Origin of the sequence: Embleya sp. NPDC020630 (genome assembly GCF_044334985.1) — a bacterium.
In the GTDB taxonomy this organism is placed as follows: Bacteria; Actinomycetota; Actinomycetes; order Streptomycetales; family Streptomycetaceae; genus Embleya.
Genome location: NZ_JBIRUB010000001.1, coordinates 1,278,109 through 1,299,256, shown reverse-complemented (window position 1 = coordinate 1,299,256; position 21,148 = coordinate 1,278,109). Strand labels below are relative to the sequence as shown.

The 21,148-nt window shown below is 72.3% G+C and carries 18 protein-coding genes; 13 read left to right on the top strand and 5 right to left on the bottom strand.

Going from position 1 to position 21,148, the window contains the following annotated elements; translation table 11 throughout:
- Positions 1–57: 57 nt before the first annotated feature.
- The gene (locus tag ACH4XV_RS05300) at positions 58–669 is read right to left on the bottom strand and encodes a hypothetical protein (protein ID WP_395786891.1); all 612 of its coding nucleotides are present in this window, start codon (positions 667–669) and stop codon (positions 58–60) included.
- A 256-nt stretch (positions 670–925) separates the two neighbouring features.
- Here ACH4XV_RS05300 and ACH4XV_RS05295 point away from each other — a divergent pair, with 256 nt between their 5' ends.
- A complete protein-coding gene (locus ACH4XV_RS05295) occupies positions 926–2,071 on the top strand; it encodes an epoxide hydrolase family protein (protein ID WP_395786890.1) in 1,146 nt (381 codons plus the stop codon).
- A 202-nt stretch (positions 2,072–2,273) separates the two neighbouring features.
- Here ACH4XV_RS05295 and ACH4XV_RS05290 read toward each other — a convergent pair whose 3' ends face one another.
- Positions 2,274–2,873, bottom strand: a complete 600-nt coding sequence (locus ACH4XV_RS05290) for a hypothetical protein (protein WP_395786889.1) — start codon at positions 2,871–2,873, stop codon at positions 2,274–2,276.
- A 269-nt stretch (positions 2,874–3,142) separates the two neighbouring features.
- Here ACH4XV_RS05290 and ACH4XV_RS05285 point away from each other — a divergent pair, with 269 nt between their 5' ends.
- The 6 genes from ACH4XV_RS05285 to ACH4XV_RS05260 are packed head-to-tail and all read left to right on the top strand — an operon-like array spanning position 3,143 to position 9,714.
- Complete coding sequence (locus ACH4XV_RS05285) at positions 3,143–4,690, top strand: efflux RND transporter periplasmic adaptor subunit (RefSeq protein ID WP_395786888.1); 1,548 nt, start codon at positions 3,143–3,145, stop codon at positions 4,688–4,690.
- A complete protein-coding gene (locus ACH4XV_RS05280) occupies positions 4,687–5,463 on the top strand; it encodes an ABC transporter ATP-binding protein (protein ID WP_395786887.1) in 777 nt (258 codons plus the stop codon). The genes ACH4XV_RS05285 and ACH4XV_RS05280 overlap by 4 nt, the downstream gene beginning before the upstream one ends.
- Positions 5,460–6,680, top strand: a complete 1,221-nt coding sequence (locus ACH4XV_RS05275; protein ID WP_395786886.1) for an ABC transporter permease — start codon at positions 5,460–5,462, stop codon at positions 6,678–6,680. Before ACH4XV_RS05280 ends, ACH4XV_RS05275 begins: the two co-directional genes overlap by 4 nt.
- Positions 6,681–6,719: 39 nt before the next feature.
- A complete protein-coding gene (locus ACH4XV_RS05270) occupies positions 6,720–7,514 on the top strand; it encodes a hypothetical protein (protein WP_395786885.1) in 795 nt (264 codons plus the stop codon).
- Positions 7,515–8,243 (top strand): response regulator transcription factor, encoded by a 729-nt coding sequence (locus ACH4XV_RS05265; RefSeq protein ID WP_395786884.1) that lies wholly within the window; start codon positions 7,515–7,517, stop codon positions 8,241–8,243.
- A gap of 10 nt (positions 8,244–8,253) precedes the next feature.
- Positions 8,254–9,714 carry an ATP-binding protein gene (locus ACH4XV_RS05260; protein ID WP_395786883.1) on the top strand — a complete coding sequence of 487 codons (1,461 nt, stop codon included), beginning with the start codon at positions 8,254–8,256 and terminating at the stop codon, positions 9,712–9,714.
- 94 nt (positions 9,715–9,808) lie between these two features.
- Here ACH4XV_RS05260 and ACH4XV_RS05255 read toward each other — a convergent pair whose 3' ends face one another.
- A complete protein-coding gene (locus ACH4XV_RS05255) occupies positions 9,809–11,944 on the bottom strand; it encodes an MMPL family transporter (protein ID WP_395786882.1) in 2,136 nt (711 codons plus the stop codon).
- Positions 11,945–12,191: 247 nt separating this feature from the next.
- Between ACH4XV_RS05255 and ACH4XV_RS05250 the strand changes: the two genes are divergently transcribed.
- Both ACH4XV_RS05250 and ACH4XV_RS05245 read left to right on the top strand, forming a co-directional pair.
- Positions 12,192–14,153, top strand: coding sequence for a histidine kinase (locus tag ACH4XV_RS05250; protein ID WP_395786881.1), 1,962 nt, complete (start codon positions 12,192–12,194; stop codon positions 14,151–14,153).
- A gap of 264 nt (positions 14,154–14,417) precedes the next feature.
- The gene (locus ACH4XV_RS05245) at positions 14,418–14,993 is read left to right on the top strand and encodes a TerD family protein (protein WP_395786880.1); all 576 of its coding nucleotides are present in this window, start codon (positions 14,418–14,420) and stop codon (positions 14,991–14,993) included.
- 398 nt (positions 14,994–15,391) lie between these two features.
- Here the strand turns inward: ACH4XV_RS05245 and ACH4XV_RS05240 are convergent, their stop codons facing one another.
- On the bottom strand, positions 15,392–16,123 hold the full coding sequence (locus tag ACH4XV_RS05240) for a TetR/AcrR family transcriptional regulator (protein ID WP_395786879.1): 732 nt from the start codon (positions 16,121–16,123) through the stop codon (positions 15,392–15,394).
- Positions 16,124–16,192: 69 nt separating this feature from the next.
- On the opposite strand from ACH4XV_RS05240, the gene ACH4XV_RS05235 reads away from it, so the two are divergent.
- Complete coding sequence (locus tag ACH4XV_RS05235; protein WP_395786878.1) at positions 16,193–16,642, top strand: PaaI family thioesterase; 450 nt, start codon at positions 16,193–16,195, stop codon at positions 16,640–16,642.
- An 18-nt stretch (positions 16,643–16,660) separates the two neighbouring features.
- Here the strand turns inward: ACH4XV_RS05235 and ACH4XV_RS05230 are convergent, their stop codons facing one another.
- Positions 16,661–17,587 carry a LysR family transcriptional regulator gene (locus ACH4XV_RS05230; protein ID WP_395786877.1) on the bottom strand — a complete coding sequence of 309 codons (927 nt, stop codon included), beginning with the start codon at positions 17,585–17,587 and terminating at the stop codon, positions 16,661–16,663.
- Between the two features lie 88 nt (positions 17,588–17,675).
- On the opposite strand from ACH4XV_RS05230, the gene ACH4XV_RS05225 reads away from it, so the two are divergent.
- Genes ACH4XV_RS05225 through ACH4XV_RS05215 form a run of 3 tightly spaced genes read left to right on the top strand, consistent with a single transcriptional unit; the run spans position 17,676 to position 21,114 of the window.
- The gene (locus tag ACH4XV_RS05225) at positions 17,676–18,389 is read left to right on the top strand and encodes a succinate dehydrogenase cytochrome b subunit (protein ID WP_395786876.1); all 714 of its coding nucleotides are present in this window, start codon (positions 17,676–17,678) and stop codon (positions 18,387–18,389) included.
- A gap of 5 nt (positions 18,390–18,394) precedes the next feature.
- Positions 18,395–20,371 carry a fumarate reductase/succinate dehydrogenase flavoprotein subunit gene (locus tag ACH4XV_RS05220; protein WP_395787064.1) on the top strand — a complete coding sequence of 659 codons (1,977 nt, stop codon included), beginning with the start codon at positions 18,395–18,397 and terminating at the stop codon, positions 20,369–20,371.
- Positions 20,368–21,114, top strand: coding sequence for a succinate dehydrogenase/fumarate reductase iron-sulfur subunit (locus tag ACH4XV_RS05215; protein ID WP_395786875.1), 747 nt, complete (start codon positions 20,368–20,370; stop codon positions 21,112–21,114). Before ACH4XV_RS05220 ends, ACH4XV_RS05215 begins: the two co-directional genes overlap by 4 nt.
- The last annotated feature ends 34 nt before the right edge of the window (positions 21,115–21,148 follow it).

The window sequence follows — 21,148 nt, the reverse complement described above, 5'->3', positions numbered from 1 at the left end:
CTGTCTCGTCGTAACGGCCCTGCACCCACCCCCATACTGTCGTGAACGAGCGCGACCCTAAAGGCCCATCGGGAAGTCGTACGAGGCCGGCGGCTTGATCCGCACCTGATCACCCTGGAACATCACCGAGATCTGGTCGTGCGGACGCAGTTCGATCCGGGCCGGATCGCCGGTCACCAACTCGCCGTTGAGGTAGGTGCGGTAGGTGTGCGTGGCGTCGGGGGTGAGTGCGCCCAGGTGGGTGTCGTCGAACCTGACGTTCCACATCGCGAACAACTGCCCCAGGACGAAACGGGCGTTCGCGTCGTGGCTCTCCACGTGCAGGACGCCGCTGTTGTCGTGGGTGTGCAGGTCGGCCAGCAGCCCGGAGTTGTGGTCGATGCCCAGATCGGGGGCGACCTCGACGCGCTCCAGGCCGACGAAGATGTCCAGATGCACGTGGAAGTGCTGCTTCGCGCCCTCCATAGTATCCAGCGCCAACCCCACGTCGGCCCCGCGCTGGGCGCTGTCGGCGGGCACCGGCCAGGGTGGCAACTCGGCGTTGGTGGACGCCTTCGGCTGTGGCAGCGGGGGCCGGGCGTCGGCGGCCACGGGGGCGCCGGCGGCGAGCGAGCAGGCGGACAGGAGCGCGGCGACGACGCCGACTCCGCCGCGGAGGTGACGGTTCATCAGGGGGCCTTCCGGCAGCAGGACGAAATCACCAACCTGGCGGCTTCGGCCGCCCCGACGAAAGCCGATCGGGCGCATCGGGACCCGACTTCACCCAGACGGAGCACGGTGCGGCGAGCCGCCGGCGCTGTTCGAGATTCGGGCCGAACGGGGGCGGCCGGCACTGGTATGCGCTCGGGTGTTCGGGTTGAGTACCGCCCTGGAGACCCGCCCCGGAGATTCGCCCTGACGTCCCCATGGATGGAGTTGCCGGCCGATGCCCACCCCGTCGCACCTCACGCCGTTCCGGATCGAGACACCCGAGGCCGAGCTGGTCGATCTGCGGGAGCGCCTGGCGCGCACCCGATGGCCCGACGCGGAGCCGGTGGCCGACTGGTCGCAGGGCATCCCGCTCGGGTATACGCGGGAGTTGGCCGAGTACTGGCGCACCACCTACGACTGGCGCAAGACCGAGGCCAGGCTGAACGCCCATCCGCAGTTCAGGGCCGAACTCGACGGCGTGGGCATCCACTTCCTGCATGTGCGTTCGCCGTACCCGGACGCGGTACCGCTGATCCTGACCCACGGTTGGCCCGGTTCGATCATCGAATTCCTGGACGTGATCGGCCCGTTGACCGATCCCGTCGCCCACGGCGGGGACGCGGCGGACGCGTTCCACGTGGTGCTGCCCTCGCTGCCCGGGTACGGCTTCAGCGATCGGCCGACCGAAACCGGGTGGGGCGTCGACCGGATCGCCCGCACCTGGGCGCGGCTGATGGCCGACCTGGGCTACGAGCGCTACGGCGCGCAGGGCGGCGACTGGGGATCGATGATCACCGCCTCGCTCGGCCGCCAGTACCCGGAGCACGTGCTCGGGATCCACCTGAACATGCCGGTGGCGATGCCGGACGCCGAGGCGATGCGGGACCCGACGCCCGAGGAACGCCGGGCGCTGGCGGACCTGGCCACGCACTCCGAATGGGATTCCGGCTACAGCAAGATCCAGTCCACCCGGCCGCAAACCCTCGGCTACGGCCTGGCCGACTCCCCGGTGGGCCAACTCGCCTGGATCGTGGAGAAGTTCCGGCAGTGGACCGACTGCGACGGGCACCCGGAGAACGCGCTGCCGCGCGACCACATGCTCGACAACGTGATGCTCTACTGGCTGACCGGCACCGCCACGTCCTCGGCCCGCCTGTATTGGGAGAGCTATCGCGATCCCGACCTGGCCGAGGTCGACGTGCCGACCGGATGCTCGGTCTTCCCGCACGAGATCATCCGCGCCTCACGTCGCTGGGCGGCCAACCGCTTCCGCGACCTGCGCTACTGGAACGAGCTTCCCCGAGGCGGCCACTTCGCCGCCTTCGAACAGCCGGAGCTGTTCGTGGAGGAGATCCGCCGCTTCTTCCGCCTGCTGCGGTAGCCGTGTGACGGCTGGTCCTGTCCGGCGGATCCTGGTGGATCGGGCCGCGTCGTCCGGTGCCGTGCCTCGGCGTGCCGGAGAAGCAGCCGCATAGTGGTTCTCTTCGGCTGTTTCTCCGGTGCGGCGAGGTGCGGTGCCGGGCGGCGCGGCCCCGCCGAGATCCGCCGGGCAGGGCCCAGGGATTCGGAGCGAGCGCCGTCGGCTACGACGAAGCCGCCGGGCTCGGGTGTGTCGTCGGCAGGAGTGCCTCGCAGATCTTCAGGGCTTCGGCGACCGCGGGGTCCGTGCGGTTGAGGGCCGACGGGCCGCCCGGGGGCAGGTCGACCTTGTGGTCGTGGAGGCAGCTTGCGAATGCCCGGATGCCGGAGTCGTTCGGGCCGCCGTTCGGGGCGGCTGTGCCTCGACTGCCCGGTGCGCGGGAGGGGCGCAGCGTCGCGCAGGTTTCCTCGGCCTTGCGGAGCGCGGGATCGGTCGCGCGCGGGCGGCCGGGGAAGCCCGAGGGGCGTTCGCCGGCCGGACGGCTCGGGCGATCGGATGGGCGGGCGGTGCCATCGGGCCGACCCGACGGGCGGGCTCCCCCACCCGGCCGTCCGGTCGGCACCGTGACCCCGTTCGCGCGCAGACAGTCGGTGTACGCCTTCGTGGCGTCGGCACCGGCGCCCGGCACGCTCGACGGACCCGCGACGCTCGTGCTCTTGCCGCTGCTCCCCCCACCACATCCGGCCAGCAGCAACACGAGTGCCGAGGCGGCGACCGGCACCACCGCCGTGGTCCACGCCGGTCGACCCGGGTACCTCGTCATGACGTCCTTCCCACGCGACTCGGGAACGGCCGCCGGACGGCGCACCACCCATCCGCCCCGGACTCAAGCACGGCGGGATGGTGATTGGCCGCGCGCCGCCTGGGAGTTCGCTGGGAGCCCGGACCCGATCAGGTCGACGATTTGTCGCGATCACAGCACTTTCAACCGATACGAGCCCGGCTCACGACCTCGATCCGCCGTCGCGTTGCCGGCCAACTCCCAGACGGCCGACAGCCTTCCGGCACGTGTCCGGTTCAGTCTTGGCCGCCATGAGGCGTGTACGACTACGACGCAAGTCGGTCCTGCTCAACCTGACCCTGGCCGCCGCGTTGGTCACCGGCGCCGGCTTCGCCTACGCGGCGGTGGACGACGGGGGCGGATCGACGCGCGCCGGCCGGGTGCGTACGGGCAAGGTCACCAAGGGCACGGTGATGGCCACGGTGTCCGCGTCCGGGTCGTTGAGTTCGCCCTCCGACACGGGGGTGGCCTTCACCGCCGCGGGCAAGGTCACCGCGGTCGCGGTCAAGGTGGGCGACCGGGTCACCGCCGGCCAGGTGCTGGCCCGGATCGATCCGGCCCAGGCCCAGGAGGCGCTGGACGCGGCGAAGTCCGCCGTGAGCGTGGCCCAGGCGAATCTGACCAAAGCCCGCGCGGGAACCCCGGTCCAGCAGAGCGGGGGCGGCAACAACGGAGGCGGTGGCGGCAACCAGGGCGGTGGCAACCAGAGTTCCGGCATCGAGAACACGGCCGTACGCGGCGGCACCGGCGGTACCGCCTCCCGCGATGTGCCCGCCGCCACGCCCACGACGGCGCCGCCCGGGTCCGCGTCCACCCCTGTCGCCCAGCCGCACCCGACCGTCACCGTCACCGTCACCAAAACCGCGACGGCCACCCCGTCGCCGAGCACGACGGTGGACGCCGCGGCGGTCACCCAGGCCGAATCGGCCCTGGTCACGGCGAACAACAAGGTCGCCGACGCGCAACGGGCCCTGGACGGCTGCACCCTGATCGCCCCCTCCGACGGCGTGGTGGCCTCGGTGTCGGGCAAGGTCGGCGACAGCGTCTCCGCCGGCGGCTCGGGCGGTTCCGGCGCTTCCACCGGCTCGGGCGGGTCCGGCGGTTCCGGCGGCCAGGGCGGCTCGTCGGCGTCCTCGAACGGCACGGCGAGCGGATTCGTGGTGCTCGCGAACCCGACCGGCATGGAGAGCCGGGTGTCCTTCTCGGAGGCCGACGCGGCCAAGGTCAAGGCGGGACAGCCGGCCACCGTCACCCTCAATGTGAACTCCGCGATCCGGCTGAACGCCAAGGTGGTGAGCGTCAATCCGCTCCCGGACAGCGGCGGGTCGGCCGGTTCGGTCAAGTACGGCGCCACCATCGCGCTCCAGGGCGACGTGTCCACGCTGCGCACCGGTCAGACCGCGAACATCTCGGTGATCGTCGCCCAGGCGGACAACGCGCTCCAGGTACCCTCGGCGGCCGTGACCGGCGGCGGTACGAGCGGCCCCGGCAGCACAGGCGGTGCCGGGGCTTCGGTACGCGTCCTCGTCGACGGCGTCGAACAGCGCCGCACGGTGACCCTCGGCGTGGTGGGCGACCAGACCACGCAGGTCCTCTCCGGCCTGGCCGAGGGCGACGAGATCGTGCTCGGCACCGTCGCCACCGGCACCGGCTCCACGTCGGGCCGCTCCGGCCAATCCACCCGCGGCGGTACCGGCGGCGGCGGAATCCCGGGCGGCGGCGCGGTCTTCCCAGGCGGCGGCAGCGGCGGCAACGGCGGCGCGACCGGCGGCGGCTTCCCGCGCGGCGGCGCACGATGAGCGGGTCGCACGCGGGCCGGCCCGCGCCGGTGATCGACGTCCGCGCGGTGACCAAGTCGTACGGCCACGGCGCCGCCGCCGTGCAGGCGCTGCGCGGCGTCGACCTGACCATCGAGGTCGGCGAATACGTGGCCATCATGGGCAGTTCGGGCTCGGGCAAATCCACCCTGATGAACGTCCTGGGCTGCCTCGACGTACCGTCCTCGGGCCGCTACCTGCTCGACGGCCTCGACGTCGGCCGGCTCGACGAGCACCAGCTCGCCCTGGTCCGCAACCGCCGCATCGGCTTCGTCTTCCAGTCGTTCAACCTGATCCCGCGCACCACCGCACTCGCCCAGGTCGAACTCCCGCTCTCCTACGCGGGAGTACGCGCCCGGGAACGCCGCCGCCGCGCCCGCGCCGCGCTCGACCTGGTCGGCCTGTCCGACCGCGCCGACCACGCGCCCAACGAACTCTCCGGCGGCCAGCAGCAACGGGTCGCGCTGGCCCGGGCCCTGGTCACCGCCCCGGCGCTGCTGCTCGCCGACGAGCCCACCGGCAACCTGGACAGCCACAGCACCCGCGAGGTGCTGGGCATCCTGGACCGGCTGCACGAGGCCGGCCGCACGATCGTGATCATCACCCACGAGGACGAGGTCGCCGCCCGCGCCGAGCGGGTCCTGCGCCTGGTCGACGGCCTGGTGGTATCCGACCGACGGCGCTCCCCCGCATCCGCGCCGACCACCCCCGAGCCCGTCGCGGCCGGCCCGCTCGTGGAAGGCCCCCGTCGGTGAACCCCGTCGAAGTGCTCCGATTCGCCGTCCTGGGCCTGGCCGCGAACAAGATCCGGACCGCGTTGACCATGCTCGGCGTACTGATCGGGGTCGGCGCGGTGATCCTGCTCGTGGCCGTCGGCAACGGCTCGTCCAAGTCGGTACAGGCCTCCATCCAGCGCCTCGGCACCAACCTGCTCACCGTCTCGCACACCGCGGGCGGCGGGCGATTCGGCGCGGCCGGCCAGGGCGGCACGCTCAAGGACCTCACTCCCGACGACGCCCAGGCCCTGGTCGACAAGACCCTGGCCCCGCACGTGAAGTCGGCCGCCCCGGTGCAGACCACGTCCCAGAGCGTCACCTACGCCGGCCAGTCGGTCACCGTGTCCCAGATTGTCGGCACCACGCCGGACTGGTTCGCCACCACCAACCACGACCTGGGCCAGGGCGCGCTGTTCGGCGCCGACGACGTGAACTCCCGGCGCAGGGTGGCGATCCTGGGCAGCACCACGGTGGAGAACGTGTTCGGCACGGAGAACCCGATCGACAAGGAAATCCTGGTCGGCGGCGTGCCGTTCCGCGTCGCGGGCGTCCTGCGCACCAAGGGCGGCAACGGCGCGGCCGACTCCGACGACACCATCGTGCTCCCGGTGACCACCATGCGCGACAGCCTGACCGGCTACGGTTCGTTGTCCGCCATCGCCGTACAGGCCACCTCCTCCGCCGACACCACACTCGCCCAGGACGAGGTCACCTCGATCCTGAACAACCGGCACCGGATCACCGATTCGACGCAGAGCGACTTCCGGATCACCAACCAGCAGTCGTTGCTGAGCGCCAACGACGAAACCAACAAGACCTTCACCGTGCTGCTCGCCGCGGTGGCCGCGATCTCGCTCCTGGTCGGCGGGATCGGCATCACCAACATCATGCTGGTGACGGTCGCCGAACGCACCCGCGAAATCGGCATCCGCAAGGCGATCGGCGCGCCGCGCGGGGCGATCCTGGGCCAATTCCTGGCCGAGTCCACGCTGTTGTCGGTGATCGGCGGCGGCCTCGGGGTGGCCGCCGGGCTGTTCGCCGCCCGCTTCGAGGTGGTCGGGATCACGCCCGTCGTGGTGCCGAGTTCGGTGGTCGGCTCGTTCGCCGTGTCGGTCGCCATCGGGCTGTTCTTCGGCGGCTACCCGGCCGCGCGCGCCGCCGCGCTGCGACCGATCGAAGCGCTGCGGCACGAATAGCCCGACCACCCACCGCCGTTCCTGAGGAGAATCCCGACCATGACGCCGAAGCCCGGCCTCGACCCGCACGACACCCGCCCCCTCGACCCCGTACCGGGCGAGCCGGCGCCCGACTCCGGCACGCCCGGATCCCCCGCCCACGAGACCACGCACGATCCCACCGATCCCGAGCCGCCCGGTTTCGTCGGCGGCTTCCGCACCGAACCGGCCACCACCGACGCGCCGGACGAATCGCCGGAGGACATCCTCGCCCGGCCGCCCGCCGCCCGCGACGTCGCCGACGAGTTGGCCGCCCCGCCCCGCCGCCGCCTGCCTGCACTGACCCTGGCCCTGGGCGCGGGCGTGCTCCTGTCCGCGGGCTTCCTCGCCGGCGTCGAGGTACAGAAGGACCACGCGGGCGGCGGCACCGGGCAGAGCACGGCGCAGCAGGGCGCGAACCCCTTCACCGCCCGCACCGCCGGCGGCGGCGGCACCCAACCGGGCGCCGGCCGCCCGGCCGGCGGCACCACGCCCGGCGCGGGCTCAGGCGCCGGCTCGGACCTGACCACCGGGACGGTGAAGGTCGTCGACGACTCTTTCATCTACGTCTCAGATTCGGCCGGCAACATCGTGAAGGTGAAGACCGACGCCGGAACGAAGATCCAGGTGACCCGCGACGGGCGCACCGTCGACCTGAAGCCGGGCGACACCGTCGTGGTGCGCGGCGCGACCGGCGCCGACGGCGCGGTAACCGCGACCTCCGTCGCCCAGGGCACCACTCCCCTCGGCCGAGGCGGCGCAGGCACGACGGGCAGCGCGGGCGGCACCGGCGGCGCGACCGGCGGGGCGGGCTAGATGGCCACGCCCGCCGAGGGCGCCCGCACCCGCCTGCTCGTCGTCGACGACGAGCCGAACATCCGCGAACTGCTCTCCGCCAGCCTGCGCTTCGCCGGATTCGAGGTCGACTCGGCGGCCGACGGCGCCGACGCGCTGGCCGCCGTCGCGCGGTGTCGGCCGAACCTGGTCGTGCTCGACGTGATGCTCCCCGACCTGGACGGCTTCGAGGTGGTCCGCCGACTCCGCGCCGACGGTACCCGGCTGCCGGTGTTGTTCCTGACCGCGAAGGACACCACGAAGGACAAGATCACCGGATTGACCCTGGGCGGGGACGACTACGTCACCAAGCCGTTCAGCCTCGAGGAGTTGATCGCCCGGATCCACGCGGTGCTGCGTCGGGTGCACGGCGACGAGGGGGTGCCGACGTCCTCCAACCGGATCGTGGTCGCCGATCTCGAACTCGACCCGGACGGCCACGAGGTACTGCGCGGCGGACGGCCGGTGTCGCTGTCGCCCACCGAGTTCAAACTGCTGCGCTACCTGATGCTCAACACCGGCCGGGTGGTGTCCAAGACGCAGATCCTGGACCACGTCTGGCAGTACGACTTCGGCGGCGACCTGAGCATCGTCGAGTCGTACATCAGCTACCTGCGCCGCAAGATCGAACTCGACGTCGGCGGTGGCAAGTTGATCCACACCGTGCGCGGGGTCGGATACGTGCTGCGGCGCCCGCAGCCGTCGGCCTGACGGCGCCGGGATGCGCCTCCCGCACCCGAGTCGATCGTCGCTGCGCATCCGCGTGCTGGTCATCGCGATGACCCTGGTCGCCGTCGCCCTGCTGGTCAGTCAGGCGGTCGTGGTGGGCTCGCTGCGCGGCTACCTCACCGACCAGGTGGACCGGCAACTGAACCAGGCCGCGCGGGGCATGGCGTACCGCCCGCCCGAACCCCCCGGCGAGCCGCGCGGCAACGGGCCGCCGCCCGGCGGTCGCGGGCGCGCGTTCGGCGTGTTGCCGAGCCGGATCGTGGCCGAATACCTGAACCCCGACGGCAGCACCCGCCAGCGGGTGCGCTCGCCCGGCGCCGAGGAGGAGTTGGGCCCGCGGCTGCCCCGTCTGGACGCGGTCACCGTGACGGCGCTTCGCCGGCATCCGTTCGAGACCGACTCGGTGTCCGGCGACACCCGCTGGCGGGTGCTCGCGGTGCCGACGGCGGGCGGCGAGGGCAGCGTGGTGCTGGCCCAGCCGCTGAACGACGTCCGGGCGGCGGTCGACCGGATGCGCACGGTGTGCCTGCTGATCGGCCTGACCTGCCTGACCGTACTGGCCGCAGCCGGCTGGTTCGCGCTGCGCGGCGGGCTGCGTCCGCTGCGCCGGATCGAGGAGACGGCGGCGGCGATCGCGGCGGGCGACCTGTCCCACCGGGTCCCGGTACCCGCGCCCGGCACCGAGATCGGCCGGTTGTCCACGTCGATCAACGGCATGCTGGCGCAGATCGAGACCGCGTTCGCGGCCCGCGCCGAGTCGGAGACCCGGATGCGCCGGTTCGTCGCCGACGCCGGGCACGAGTTGCGCACGCCGCTGGCCAGCGTGCGCGGCTTCGCCGAGTTGTACCGGATGGGCGCGCTCACCGATCCGGCCGAGGTGGCCCGCACGATGCGGCGCATCGAGGACGAGGCGATCCGGATGGGCGGTCTGGTCGAGGACCTGCTGCAACTGGCCCGCCTGGACGAGCAGCGGCCGCTGTGCAACGAACCGGTGGACCTGCGCATCCTGGCCGCCGACGCGGTGCACGACATCAAGACCCTGGCCCCGGACCGCGCGGTGACGCTGACCGGCCTGGACGGCGGCCCGGCGCATCCGGTGACGGTCTTCGGCGACGAGTCCCGGCTGCGCCAGGTCGTGGCGAACCTGGTCTCCAACGCGCTGACCCACACCCCGGCCGGGACCACGATCCGGATCGCGGTGGGCCGGACCGGGCCGCCGGACCGGTGCGCGGCCCTCGAGGTCGCCGACGCCGGCCCCGGCCTGACCCCGGCCCACGCCCAGCGTGTGTTCGAACGTTTCTACCGGGTCGACTCCTCGCGCAGCCGCGCCGCCGGCGGCGGCTCCGGCCTCGGCCTGGCCATCGTCGCCGCCCTGGTCAACGCACACGGCGGCCGGGTCGAGGTACGCACCGCCCCGGGCGAGGGCGCGGCGTTCCGAGTGCTGCTGCCCTGACCCGGAACGGGCGGCCCGGCAGCTGCCCTGACCCCGGACGGCACCCCGCACGCCACGTCCCGCCCGCTCCCACCGCCCCGCCCCACCTCGCCCCTCAGCCCACCGGCGCGCCCGCCCGCTCCTTCTCCCCCGCCGGCTTGGTGTCCCCGTGCCCCGGCCACCACGCGGTGTGGCCGATCAGCGCGGTCAGGCTCGGCGTGAAGATCAGCGCCATGATGAAGGCCGCGATCGCGATCCCGCTGGAGAGCGCGAAGCCCATCTGGGACAGCGTCGAGTTGCCCGCCAGCATCAGCGTGGCGAAGGTGCCCGCCAGGATCACGCCGGCGGCGGCGATGGTGGGCCCGGAGTGCTTGACCGCCACGGCCGCCGCGTCGTGCGGGTTGTGCCCCTCTCGGGCCTCCTCGCGCAGTCGGGACACCATCAGGATGTTGTAGTCGGTGCCCAGCGCGACCACGAACAGATACATGATCACCGGCAGCATGAACATCAGCCCCGGCTGGTCCCCGATCTTCTGGAACAGCACCGAGGTCGCCCCTAGGGTGGCGCCGAATCCGAGCGCCACCGAGGCCATCAGGTACCACGGCGCGACCAGGCTGCGCAGCAGCAGTCCCAGGATGATCATGATGCACACCGCCGCGACGGGGAAGACCACCGAGTAGTCCCGGTCCACCGCGCGGTTGATGTCCACATAGACCGCGGTGATCCCGCCCACCAGCGCCCGGGTGCCGTCCGGCGCGGCCTGGTGCATGGTCGGCCGCAGCCGGTTCTTCACCGTGGACAGCGCCGCGTCGGTGGCCGGCGAGTCGGACAGCACCACCGAGTAGAACGCGGTCGCCAGGTCGGGGGTGAGCACCGGCTCGGCCACCGAGCCGACCCCCTTCACCCCGCGCAGCTCCGCCTCGAAGGCGGCCCGCTCCTGCGGGGTGAGCGGCCGGCCGGTGGTGGACTCGAGGTAGACCTCGGTCGGGTCGGTGGTCCCCGGCGGGAAGCCCTTCTCCAGGCTCTTCATCGCCTTGACCGACTCCTTGTCCGACGGCAGCGAGGAGCCCGCGAGGTCGAAGTTGGCCTTGTAACCCAGCGCGCCGATCGCGAGCACCCCCATCACCAGCGCGGAGGCCACCGCGAACACCACCGGCCGCCGGCCGATGCCGCGCCCGAGTCGGGCGAAGCCGGTGCCGTGCGGGGCCACCCGCCAGGACTTGGACGGCCAGAACACGCGCGTGCCGAGCAGCGAGACCACGGCCGGCACCAGGGTCAGTCCGGCCAGCAGCGTCACGAACACCGCGATCGCGAGCGCCGGCCCCATCGAGCGCAACATGCCCAGGGTGGACAGGGTCAGCGCGGCGAACGCGACGATCACCGCCGCCGCGGCGGAGGCGATCGCCTCGCCCACCCGGGAGACCGCGCGCACCATGCCGTTCTTCGGGTCGACCCCCTCGCGCAGCACCTCGCGATAGCGGAACAGCAGGAACAGCACGTAGTCGGTGCCGACGCCGAACAGCACCACGGTGAGCAACTGTTCGATCGAGCTGTCGGCCTTCATGTCGAAGACCTTGTTGGCCGACGCGATCAGTCCGGTGGCCATCGGCGAGATCAATCCGATGATCACCACGGGAAGCAGCGCGATGATCGGGCTGCGGAAGATGATCAGCAGCAGCAGCACGATGATCACGATCGTGCCCACCGCGACCAGGGTGCCGGCGGTCTCGGACGAGTCCCGTTCGTCCAGCGCCTGCGCGGCGGAGCCGGTGATCCCGGCGGTCAGGTCGGTCCCGGCGACCTGCGCCTTGACCTCCTTGCGCATCGCCTCGACCGCGTCCTGCGGGGTCTCGTCGTTGGGGTCCTTGACCTCCGGCATGGCCACCATCGCGGTCTGCACCAGCCCGTTCGGCGAGACCTGGCCGGGCGTGACCCCCAGCACGTCCTTGATCTTCCGCGCCTCCACCGCCGTGGAGACCCGCGCCACCACGGCGCTGTCGGCCGGGGTCAGCGGCTTGCCGTCGGCCCGCTGGAAGACGATCACCGCGCCGACGTTCTCCTGCTGCGGGAACGCCCGCTCGCGCAGGTCGGACGCGCGGACCGACTCGTAGGACTTGGGGAGGAAGCTCTTCTCGTCGGTGGAGGAGGTCAGCTTCGGCGCCAGACCGATCACCACACCGGCGGCGATCACCCACGCGAGGATGACCCACCAGGGCCTGCGTACGACAAATCCGCCCAGGGCCGCGAACATGGGCGCCTCGCTTCCTGCTCGTCCCGGATCCCGATCGCTTCTCGTCACCATCGAACGGACCGGTCGGCCCCGCCGGCGGGGTGATCCGTGCGAGTGACGCCGCGTAACCGGCGGGGGAGCCGGGCCCCGGGGTGACGGTCGGATGTCCGGTCGGTACGGTTTGCCCTGCCGTTGCGGGAGCGGCGGGGTGTACGGGCGGCCCCACATCGCGTCCGTGGAGCGCATCGGTTGTCAGCACGGGAGAGTCATGGCGTCGAGGGGTCGTCGCAGCGTGCCGCGGATCGCCGCCGGTCCCCGGGACGACGCCGCGTGGGCACCGCTGCTCGCGCGCGTCGTGGTCGCGACCGTGACCTGCGGCTTCTTCTTCGGCGGCTTCGTCGGCCTGGTCCAGTCGACCCGGCTGTCCACGACGGCCAAGGGCGCCGCGCTGGCCATGCTGCTCACCCTGGTCGCCCTGCACATGCGCAACTGCGTACGGCCGACCGACGGCTCCCGGCCGCGCGGTTGGGTGTGGACGCTGGGCGCGCAGGCGGTGCTCACCTATCTGCCGATGACCTGGTTCCACGACACCTGGTACGGCAACCCGGGCTTCCTGGCCGGTGCCGCGCTGCTGCTGCTCCGGCCCGCGTGGGCCGGCTGGGCCGGGTTCGCGGCGGTGGTGGCCGTCCAGGTGCCGGTGGGTCTCGCGGTGCGGCCCACCGTGGTCGAGGCGCTGTACCTGGTCTTCGGCCAGGCCGCGCTGGTCGGGCTCGCGGTGTACGCGCTGGCCGGGCTCACCGATCTGGTGGCCGCGCTGGCCGCGACGCGCACCGCGCTCGCCGACGCCGAGGTGGCCCGCGAGCGGCTGCGCTTCACCCGGCACCTGACCGACGGGGTCGGGGCGAGTCTGACCCGCATCGTCGAGCGCGGCGAGGCGCTGGTCGCCGAGCTGCGCGAGTGTCCGGAGCGGGCCCGGGTGGCGCTGACCGAGGCGCTGGCCGAGGCCCGGGGCGCGATGACCGAGGTGCGCGCCTACGCGCACGCGCACAAGAGCGTCGCGGGCACGCCGCCGCCGGCCATCGCGGTCGAGCCGACGCCGCGGGCGGTGTCGGTGCTGCGCGTGGTGATCCTGGTGCTGATCGTGGTGCCGCTGCCGGTGCGGATGTTGGCGGCGAGCCACTACTCCCCCGCGCGGCAGGCGCTGTTCCTGCTGCTGCTCGCCGGGTTCGTCGCGCTGTACATCCGCAACTGCACGCCGGCCGCGGCCGGTCGGCCCCGGGGGTGGCGGTGGACGTTCGCAGCGCAGGTCGCGCTCGCGTACGTCCCGCTGGTGGTGTTCGACGCGAAGACGTGGTCGCTCGGGTTGTTCCTGGCCGGCATCGCGCTGGTGCTGCTGCGCGGGCCGTGGCGGGTGCTCGCGGTGATCGGGTTCGCCTGTCACGACCTGTACTTCGGGACGTGGAGTCCGACCGCGCTCGACCACGTCTACCACGTGGTGTGGATCCTGGAGCGGGCCGCGCTGGTGTTCGGACTGGTGCGGATGGCCGACGTGGCGCGGGCGCTGAACGCGGCGCGCGCCGAGTTGGCGGCCGTGCGGGTGGCCCGGGAGCGGCTGCGGTTCGGGCACGATCTGCACGATCTGCTCGGATTCAGCCTGTCCGCGCTGGTGTTGGAGAGTCAGCTGGCGCTGCGGCTGGCCGATCGGGACCCGGAGTCGGCGGCGGAGCGGGTCGCCCAGGGGCTGACCATGGCCCGGCAGGCGCTGGCGGACGTGGGCACGGTCGCGGGCGGGTATCGCGGGATGTCGCTGGCCGTGGAGGCGCGCTCCGCCCGGGACGTGCTGGCGGCGGCCGGGATGGCGGTGGAGGTCTCGGTCGAGGTCGGCGCGTTGCCGGTCGGCGTGGACACCGCGCTGGCCACCGTGTTGCGCGAGGGCACCACCAACGTGCTGCGGCACAGCGACGCGAGGCGGTGCGCGATCACCGCGGCGGTGGAGCCGTGCGGCGAGGTGGTGTTGGTGCTGACCAACGACGGGGTCCGCGCCCCGGTGGGTCCGGCGCCGACCGCGGTGGGCATGGGGCTGGGCTCGCTCGGTCGCAGGCTGGCGGCCGAGGGGGGCACGTTGTCCGCCGGAGTGGTCGACGGGGGCTTTCGACTGGCCGCCCGAATACCGGGCCCGACGCCCGCGCGCCTACCCGGCGACGAGCCGACGGAGCCCGTGCGCGGGTGATGCGCGAGCGCGCGAACCCCCACGACAACGGCGGATGTGGCGGAATCGACGGAACCGCGCCCACAGTTCGGCAGCCCGTTGTCGTCCACCCGTGGTGGGATGGGGTATCACTGCATGGGCGATCGCACGATGCGCGTCATGCGCGCGTCACGACGGCGCACATCGGACTTCTACATTCCTGTAGATTTACCCCGGTGGGCGGCCGTCGCGGTGATCACCCGATCCGCCCGTACCCGAATATGCACGAGGGAAGGAAGCACTGCCATGGGAGTCAGTCTCGCCAAGGGCGGCAACGTATCCCTGTCCAAGGCCGCGCCCGGCCTCACCGCCGTCGCGGTGGGTCTCGGATGGGATGCGCGCAGCACGACCGGTGCGGACTTCGACCTCGACGCGAGCGCGCTGCTGCTCGGCAACGACGGTCGGGTGCTGTCCGATCTGCACTTCGTCTTCTACAACAACCTGACCAGCCCCGACGGCTCGGTCCAGCACACCGGTGACAACCTCACCGGTGAGGGCGAAGGCGACGACGAGACCGTCAACGTCGACCTGGCCTCGGTGCCGGCCGACGTGCAGCGGATCGTCTTCCCGGTCTCCATCCACGACGCGGTGGCCCGGGACCAGTCGTTCGGCCAGGTCCGCAACGCGTACATCCGCGTGGTCAACCGCGCCGACAACAACGAACTGGCGCGCTACGACCTCACCGAGGACGCGTCCACCGAGACCGCGATGGTCTTCGGTGAGCTGTACCGCAACGGCAACGAGTGGAAGTTCCGCGCCGTCGGCCAGGGCTACGCCTCCGGTCTCGCGGGCATCGCGAAGGACTTCGGCGTCAACGTCTGAGCCGGCTCCCCGTCAGGGGATCCGCTCGGGCACGGCCCGCGGACACGCCGCGCGGCAGGGTCGCACCGTTTTTCGGTGCGGCCCTGCCGCGGGCTCCGGAAACGAATCTTCCCGAGGGAACGATTCGCCCCGGTCCGCGGTTGATCCTGAACCAGAGCAACACCGAACCACGGCGGTGGCGACCCGATCGCCCCGCGAGGAACAAGGAGTGGGCGTCATGGCCGGTCTCGACAAGCTGATCAAGAAGGCGACCGACTACGCCAAGCAGAACCCGGACAAGGTCAAGTCGATCGTCGACAAGGTGAAGAAGCAGGCGGACAAGCGCAAGGGCCGCTGACCCTCGACCGTCGCACGCGCGGCCGTCTCCCCTCCTGCCCCTCGGGAGCGGCCCGCCGCCCTCACTCCGTCGCGTCGGGCCCGGCGGCCGGATCCGGCCGCCGCAGCCGGTCGGCGAGCGCGTCGAACCCCGCCGTGAACGCGCCGGTGGTGGGCGCCGGGCCGGGGCCGCGCAGCCGTCCGGCCAGCGCCGAGCCGAGCCCCGCCATCCGGGTCACCTCGTCGGCCATGGTCTCCACGTCGTCCGGCCACGGATAGTCGGGCCGGGCCAGATACAGCGCCACCAGGCCGTGCAGCGCGGCCAGCATCTGCAGCGCCAGCCGGGTCGGGTCGCCGACCAGGACGCCCGCCTCCAGACACGGCCGGATCGCCTCGCCGACCCAGTCCAGGCACGCGTCGGCCGCGCTCCACTCGGCCTCCTCGCCCGAGCGCGGGCGCATCATCAACAGGCGGTACTGCACCGGGTGTTCGAGCCCGAAGCGGACGAACGCGGCGCCGTGTCGACGCATCGCCTGGTAGGGATCCTCGATCCCCGCGCCCGCGTCGCGCATCCGCCGCCCCAGGTCCTCCCAGACCGCCAGGCACACCGCGTCGACCAGTTCCCGCTTGTTCGCGAAGTGCAGGTACACCGAGGGCGTGGTCACCCCGGCGCGGGCGGCCACCGCGCGCAGCGTCAGCGCGGATTCGTCGCCGGCCTCGTCGAGCAGGGCGGTGGCGGCGTCCAGGATCTCGCCCCGCAGCAGCGCCCCGTCGCCGGGTCGGGCGCGGGCGCGGGAGCGACTGGTGTCGGGCACGCCCCCAGTTGACAGCCGGTGAGTTGACGTTGTCAACTTGACAACGTCAACTCAGGTGAGGGGTTCGGGATGAGCACGATGTCGTCGACCACGGGACCGACCGGTCTGGAACAGCTGCTGGCCCTGCGGGACCACGGCATGCCCACGGGGATCGGCCCGTTCATCGGGATGGAGCCCGAGGAGGTCGAGGACGGCCGGGTCGTCTTCAGCGCGAGCGCGCGGCCCGAGTTCGCCAACCCGATCGGCACCATGCACGGCGGCATCGCCGCCACGCTGCTCGACTCGGCGATGGCCTGCGCGGTGCACACCACGCTGCCGCCCGCGACCGGCTACACCTCGCTCGACATCTCCGTGCGCTACCTGCGGCCGGGTCCGCTGGACGGCAGCACGCTGCGCGCCGAGGGCCGGGTCGTCCACCGGGGGCGCACCATCCGCACCGCCGAGGCCGAACTCACCGACGACCGGGGCCGGGTGCTCGCGACGGCGACCACGACGTGCCTGGTCATGGCGCTCGGCTGAGACCGCCTCCGGCGGGCGTCACCCGCCCGGGGCCGCCCGCCCGATCCGCTCGACACCCGCCGGCAGTCGCTCGGGGGTCAAGAACGCCACCAGCTCCTCCCGGAACGCCCGCGCCGCGTGGGTGAGCGCGGCGTCGCTGCGATGCGCGAGCGCGATGGTGCGGGACAGGCCCGGCGGGGCCAGCGGCGTCGCGGTCAGGCCGGGTCGCCCGGCCAGCACCATGCTCGGCACGATGGCCGGCCCCAACCCCACCTCGACGAACCGCAGGACCGCGTCCATCTCGCCGCCCTCGATCGCGAACTCCGGCTCGAACCCCGCCTCATGACACGCCGTCAGGGTCGCCTCGCGCAGGTCGTAGCCGTCCCGGAACATCACCAGGCGCACCCCCCGCAGCGCCGCGATCGGCACGGTCGGGCCGGCCACCGGCGCGCGGCCCGCGAGCACCAGGTCCTCGCGCAGCAGCGGCTCGGTGGTCAGCGCCGCGCCGACCCCCTGTGGCGGCACCACGATCAGCGCCAGGTCCAGATCACCGCGCAGCAGCGCGCGCACCAGATCGCGCGAGCCGTTCTCGTCGACGAGCAGCCGGATCCCGGCGTAGCGGTCCTGGAAACCGCGCAGCACCTCGGCCAGCAGACTCGCCGACAACGACGGCGTGGCCCCGATCCGGACCCGCCCCGAGCGCAGCCCGACCAGCTCGGCCACCTCCAGGTGGGCCACGTCCACATCCGCCAGGATCCGCCGCGCGATCGGCAGCAGCCGCTCCCCCGCCGGGGTGAGCGCGATGTTGCCGCGCACCCGGGTGAACAACTCGGCCCCCAACTCGTGCTCCAGGGCCCGGATCTGCTTGGACAACGACGGCTGCGCGACGTGCGTGCGGGCCGCCGCACGGGTGAAGTGCCGGGTCTCGGCGACCGCGACGAAGTAGACGAGCTGCTGGAACTGCATGGATCAAGCCTTGCATAGCCTGCAGCTATCGAAACAAGGCATTCCCGATCTTGGACGGCATGACCTCGGTCCCCCTACCGTCGACGACATGGCGACCCTGACCCGCGCTCCCGGCTCCGCCGGACGGCGCAGGCAGGGAGCGTCGCACCGCTCCACCGTGACGATGAAGATCGCGATGGCGCTCAGCGGTGCCGTGCTCCTTGCCTACCTGACCGCCCACATGCTGGGCAATCTGAAGATCTTCTTCGGCGAGTCGAGCTTCGACCACTACGCGCACTGGCTGCGCACCATCGGCGAGCCGCTGGTGCCGCACGAGGGCACCCTGTGGATCATCCGCGTCGGGTTGACCGTGAGCGTGGTCGTGCACATGGCGATGGCGATCCTGCTCACCCGCCGGGCCAGGCGGGCCCGGCCGGTCAAGTACGTACACCGCCCGCCCGTGCAGGGCTCCTACGCGGCCCGCACGATGCGCTGGGGGGGCGTGATCATCGCCCTGTTCGTGGTCTACCACCTGCTCGACCTGACCGTCGGGGTGGCCAACCCGACCGGCGCCGCGGGCAAGCCGTACACCAACGTCACCGCCGACTTCGAACACTGGTACATCACCGCGATCTACACGATCGCCGTGATAGCGGTCGGATTCCACCTGCGCCACGGCGTGTGGAGCATGACCCGCACCCTCGGCCGGCAACGCCCGGGCACCGAGCGGCTGATGGGTCGCGTCGCGACCGGCTACGCCGTGTTGATGACGGCCGGATTCCTGTCCGTGCCGTTCGCCGTGACCGTCAAAATCGTGGGGTGAACGAGATGACCGAGCACATCGAAGGCAGCGAGCACACGGGACACGGCAAGTACGCGCGGTACACCGTCGGCGCCGAGATCGCCGACCACGCCGCGCCCGAGGGCCCGTTGGCCGAACGCTGGGAGCAGCGCCGGTTGGGCGCGCGGCTGATCAACCCGGCCAACCGGCGCCGACTGCCGGTGATCGTGGTCGGTACCGGCCTGGCGGGCGCCTCCGCCGCCGCGACGCTGGCCGAACTCGGCCACCCCGTCACCTCGTTCTGCTACCAGGACTCGCCGCGCCGGGCGCACAGCATCGCCGCACAGGGCGGGATCAACGCCGCGAAGAACTACCGGGGCGACGGGGACAGCGTGGCCCGGCTGTTCAAGGACACGATCAAGGGCGGCGACTTCCGCGCCCGCGAGTCCAACGTGCACCGGCTGGCCGAGTTGAGTACGCAGATCATCGACCAGTGCGTGGCCCAGGGCGTGCCGTTCGCGCGCGACTACGGCGGCCTGCTCGACACCCGCTCGTTCGGCGGAGCCCAGGTCTCCCGGACGTTCTACGCGCGTGGGCAGACCGGTCAGCAGTTGTTGCTCGGCGCGTACCAGGCGATGTCGCGCCAGGTCGCGGCCGGCAATGTCGCGGTGCATGCGCGCACCGAGATGCTGGACCTGGTCGTGGTGGACGGGCGGGCGCGCGGCGTGGTGGTGCGCGACCTGGTCACCGGCGAGGTGTCCACCCACCTGGCCGAGGCCGTGGTGCTGGCCACCGGCGGCTACGGCAACGCGTACTTCCTGTCCACGAACGCGATGGGGTGCAACGCGAGCGCGATCTGGCGGGCGCATCGGCGCGGCGCGCTGTTCGCCAACCCGTGCTTCACCCAGATCCACCCGACCTGTATTCCGGTCTCCGGCGCGCACCAGTCCAAGCTCACTCTGATGAGCGAGTCGCTGCGCAACGACGGCCGGGTGTGGGTGCCGGTGGCCGGCGGCGACACCCGCGCGCCGGGCGAAATCCCGGCGGCGGAGCGGGACTACTTCCTGGAGCGCATGTATCCGGCGTTCGGCAACCTCGTCCCGCGCGACATCGCCTCGCGCGCGGCCAAGCGGGTCTGCGACGAGGGACGCGGGGTGGGTCCGGGCGGACTCGGCGTCTACCTCGACTTCGCCGACGCCATCGAGCGCCTGGGCGCGGCGACGGTCGAGGAGAAGTACGGCAACCTCTTCGCGATGTACGAGCGGATCACCGGCGAGGACCCGTACACCGTGCCGATGCGGATCTTCCCGGCCGTGCACTACACGATGGGCGGCCTGTGGGTCGACTACGACCTCCAGTCCACGATCCCGGGGCTGTTCGTGGTCGGCGAGGCCAACTTCTCCGACCACGGCGCGAACCGCCTGGGTGCCTCGGCGCTGATGCAGGGGCTGGCCGACGGCTACTTCGTGCTGCCGACCACGCTCACCCACTACCTGGCGGCGGGGCCGTTCGGGGCGGTGGACGCGGACGATCCGGAGGTGGTGGCGACCCAACAGGGCGTCCAGGACCGGGTCAAGCGGCTGCTCGCGGTCGACGGCGACCTGTCCGCCGACCACTTCCACCGCGAGTTGGGCCTGCTGATGTGGGAGAAGTGCGGGATGGAGCGCGACGCGGCCGGGCTGCGCGAGGCGCTGGCGCGGATCCCCGAGTTGCGGGCCGAGTTCTGGGCGCGGTTGCGGGTGCCGGGCAGCGGGGCGGGGCTGAACCAGTCGCTGGAGAAGGCCGGCCGGGTGGCCGACTTCCTGGAGTTGGCCGAACTGATGTGCCTGGACGCGCTGCACCGCGAGGAGTCCTGCGGCGGCCACTTCCGCGCCGAGCACCAGAGCCCGGGCGGCGAGGCGGCCCGGGACGACGACTCCTTCGCCTACGTCGCCGCCTGGGAGTACACGGACGGCCCGCCGGTCCTGCACCGCGAACGACTCGCCTTCGACAACGTCACCCTGGCCACGAGGAACTACGCATGAAGCTCACCCTGCGCATCTGGCGCCAGAAGGGTCCCGAGGACCGGGGCGGCATGGTCGCCTACGACGTGCCCGACGCGTCGGCCGACATGTCGTTCCTGGAACTGCTCGACGTACTCAACGAACGGCTCACCGAGTCGGGCGAGGAGCCGGTGGCGTTCGACCACGACTGCCGCGAGGGCATCTGCGGGGCGTGCAGCCTGGTCATCGACGGGGTGCCGCACGGGCCGCAGAAGGCCACCACGACCTGCCAGTTGCACCTGCGCCACTTCCGGGACGGGCAGAGCATCGACGTCGAACCGTGGCGCGCCGCGGCCTTCCCGGTGGTCAAGGACCTGGTGGTGGACCGCAGCGGCCTGGACCGGATCATCGAGGCGGGCGGCTACGTCACCGCACCCACCGGCTCGGCGCCCGAGGCCCACGCCACGCCGATCCCCAAGGCGGACGCGGACGCCGCGTTCGAGGCCGCGACCTGCATCGGCTGCGGGGCGTGCGTGGCGGCGTGCCCGAACGGCTCGGCGATGTTGTTCACCGCCGCCAAGGCGACCCACCTGGGCCTGCTCCCCCAGGGAAAGGTGGAACAGGACACGAGGGTCGACGCAATGATCCAGGCCCACGACGAGGCGGACTTCGGCGGCTGCACGAACACGGGCGAATGCACGGCGGTCTGCCCGAAGGGCATCCCCCTGGGCGTCATCGGCCGTTTCAACGCCGACGTACTCGGCGCCACATGGCGGGGCCGCTGACCGGCGTCGGGCGTCGGGCGTCCAAGGTGCGTGA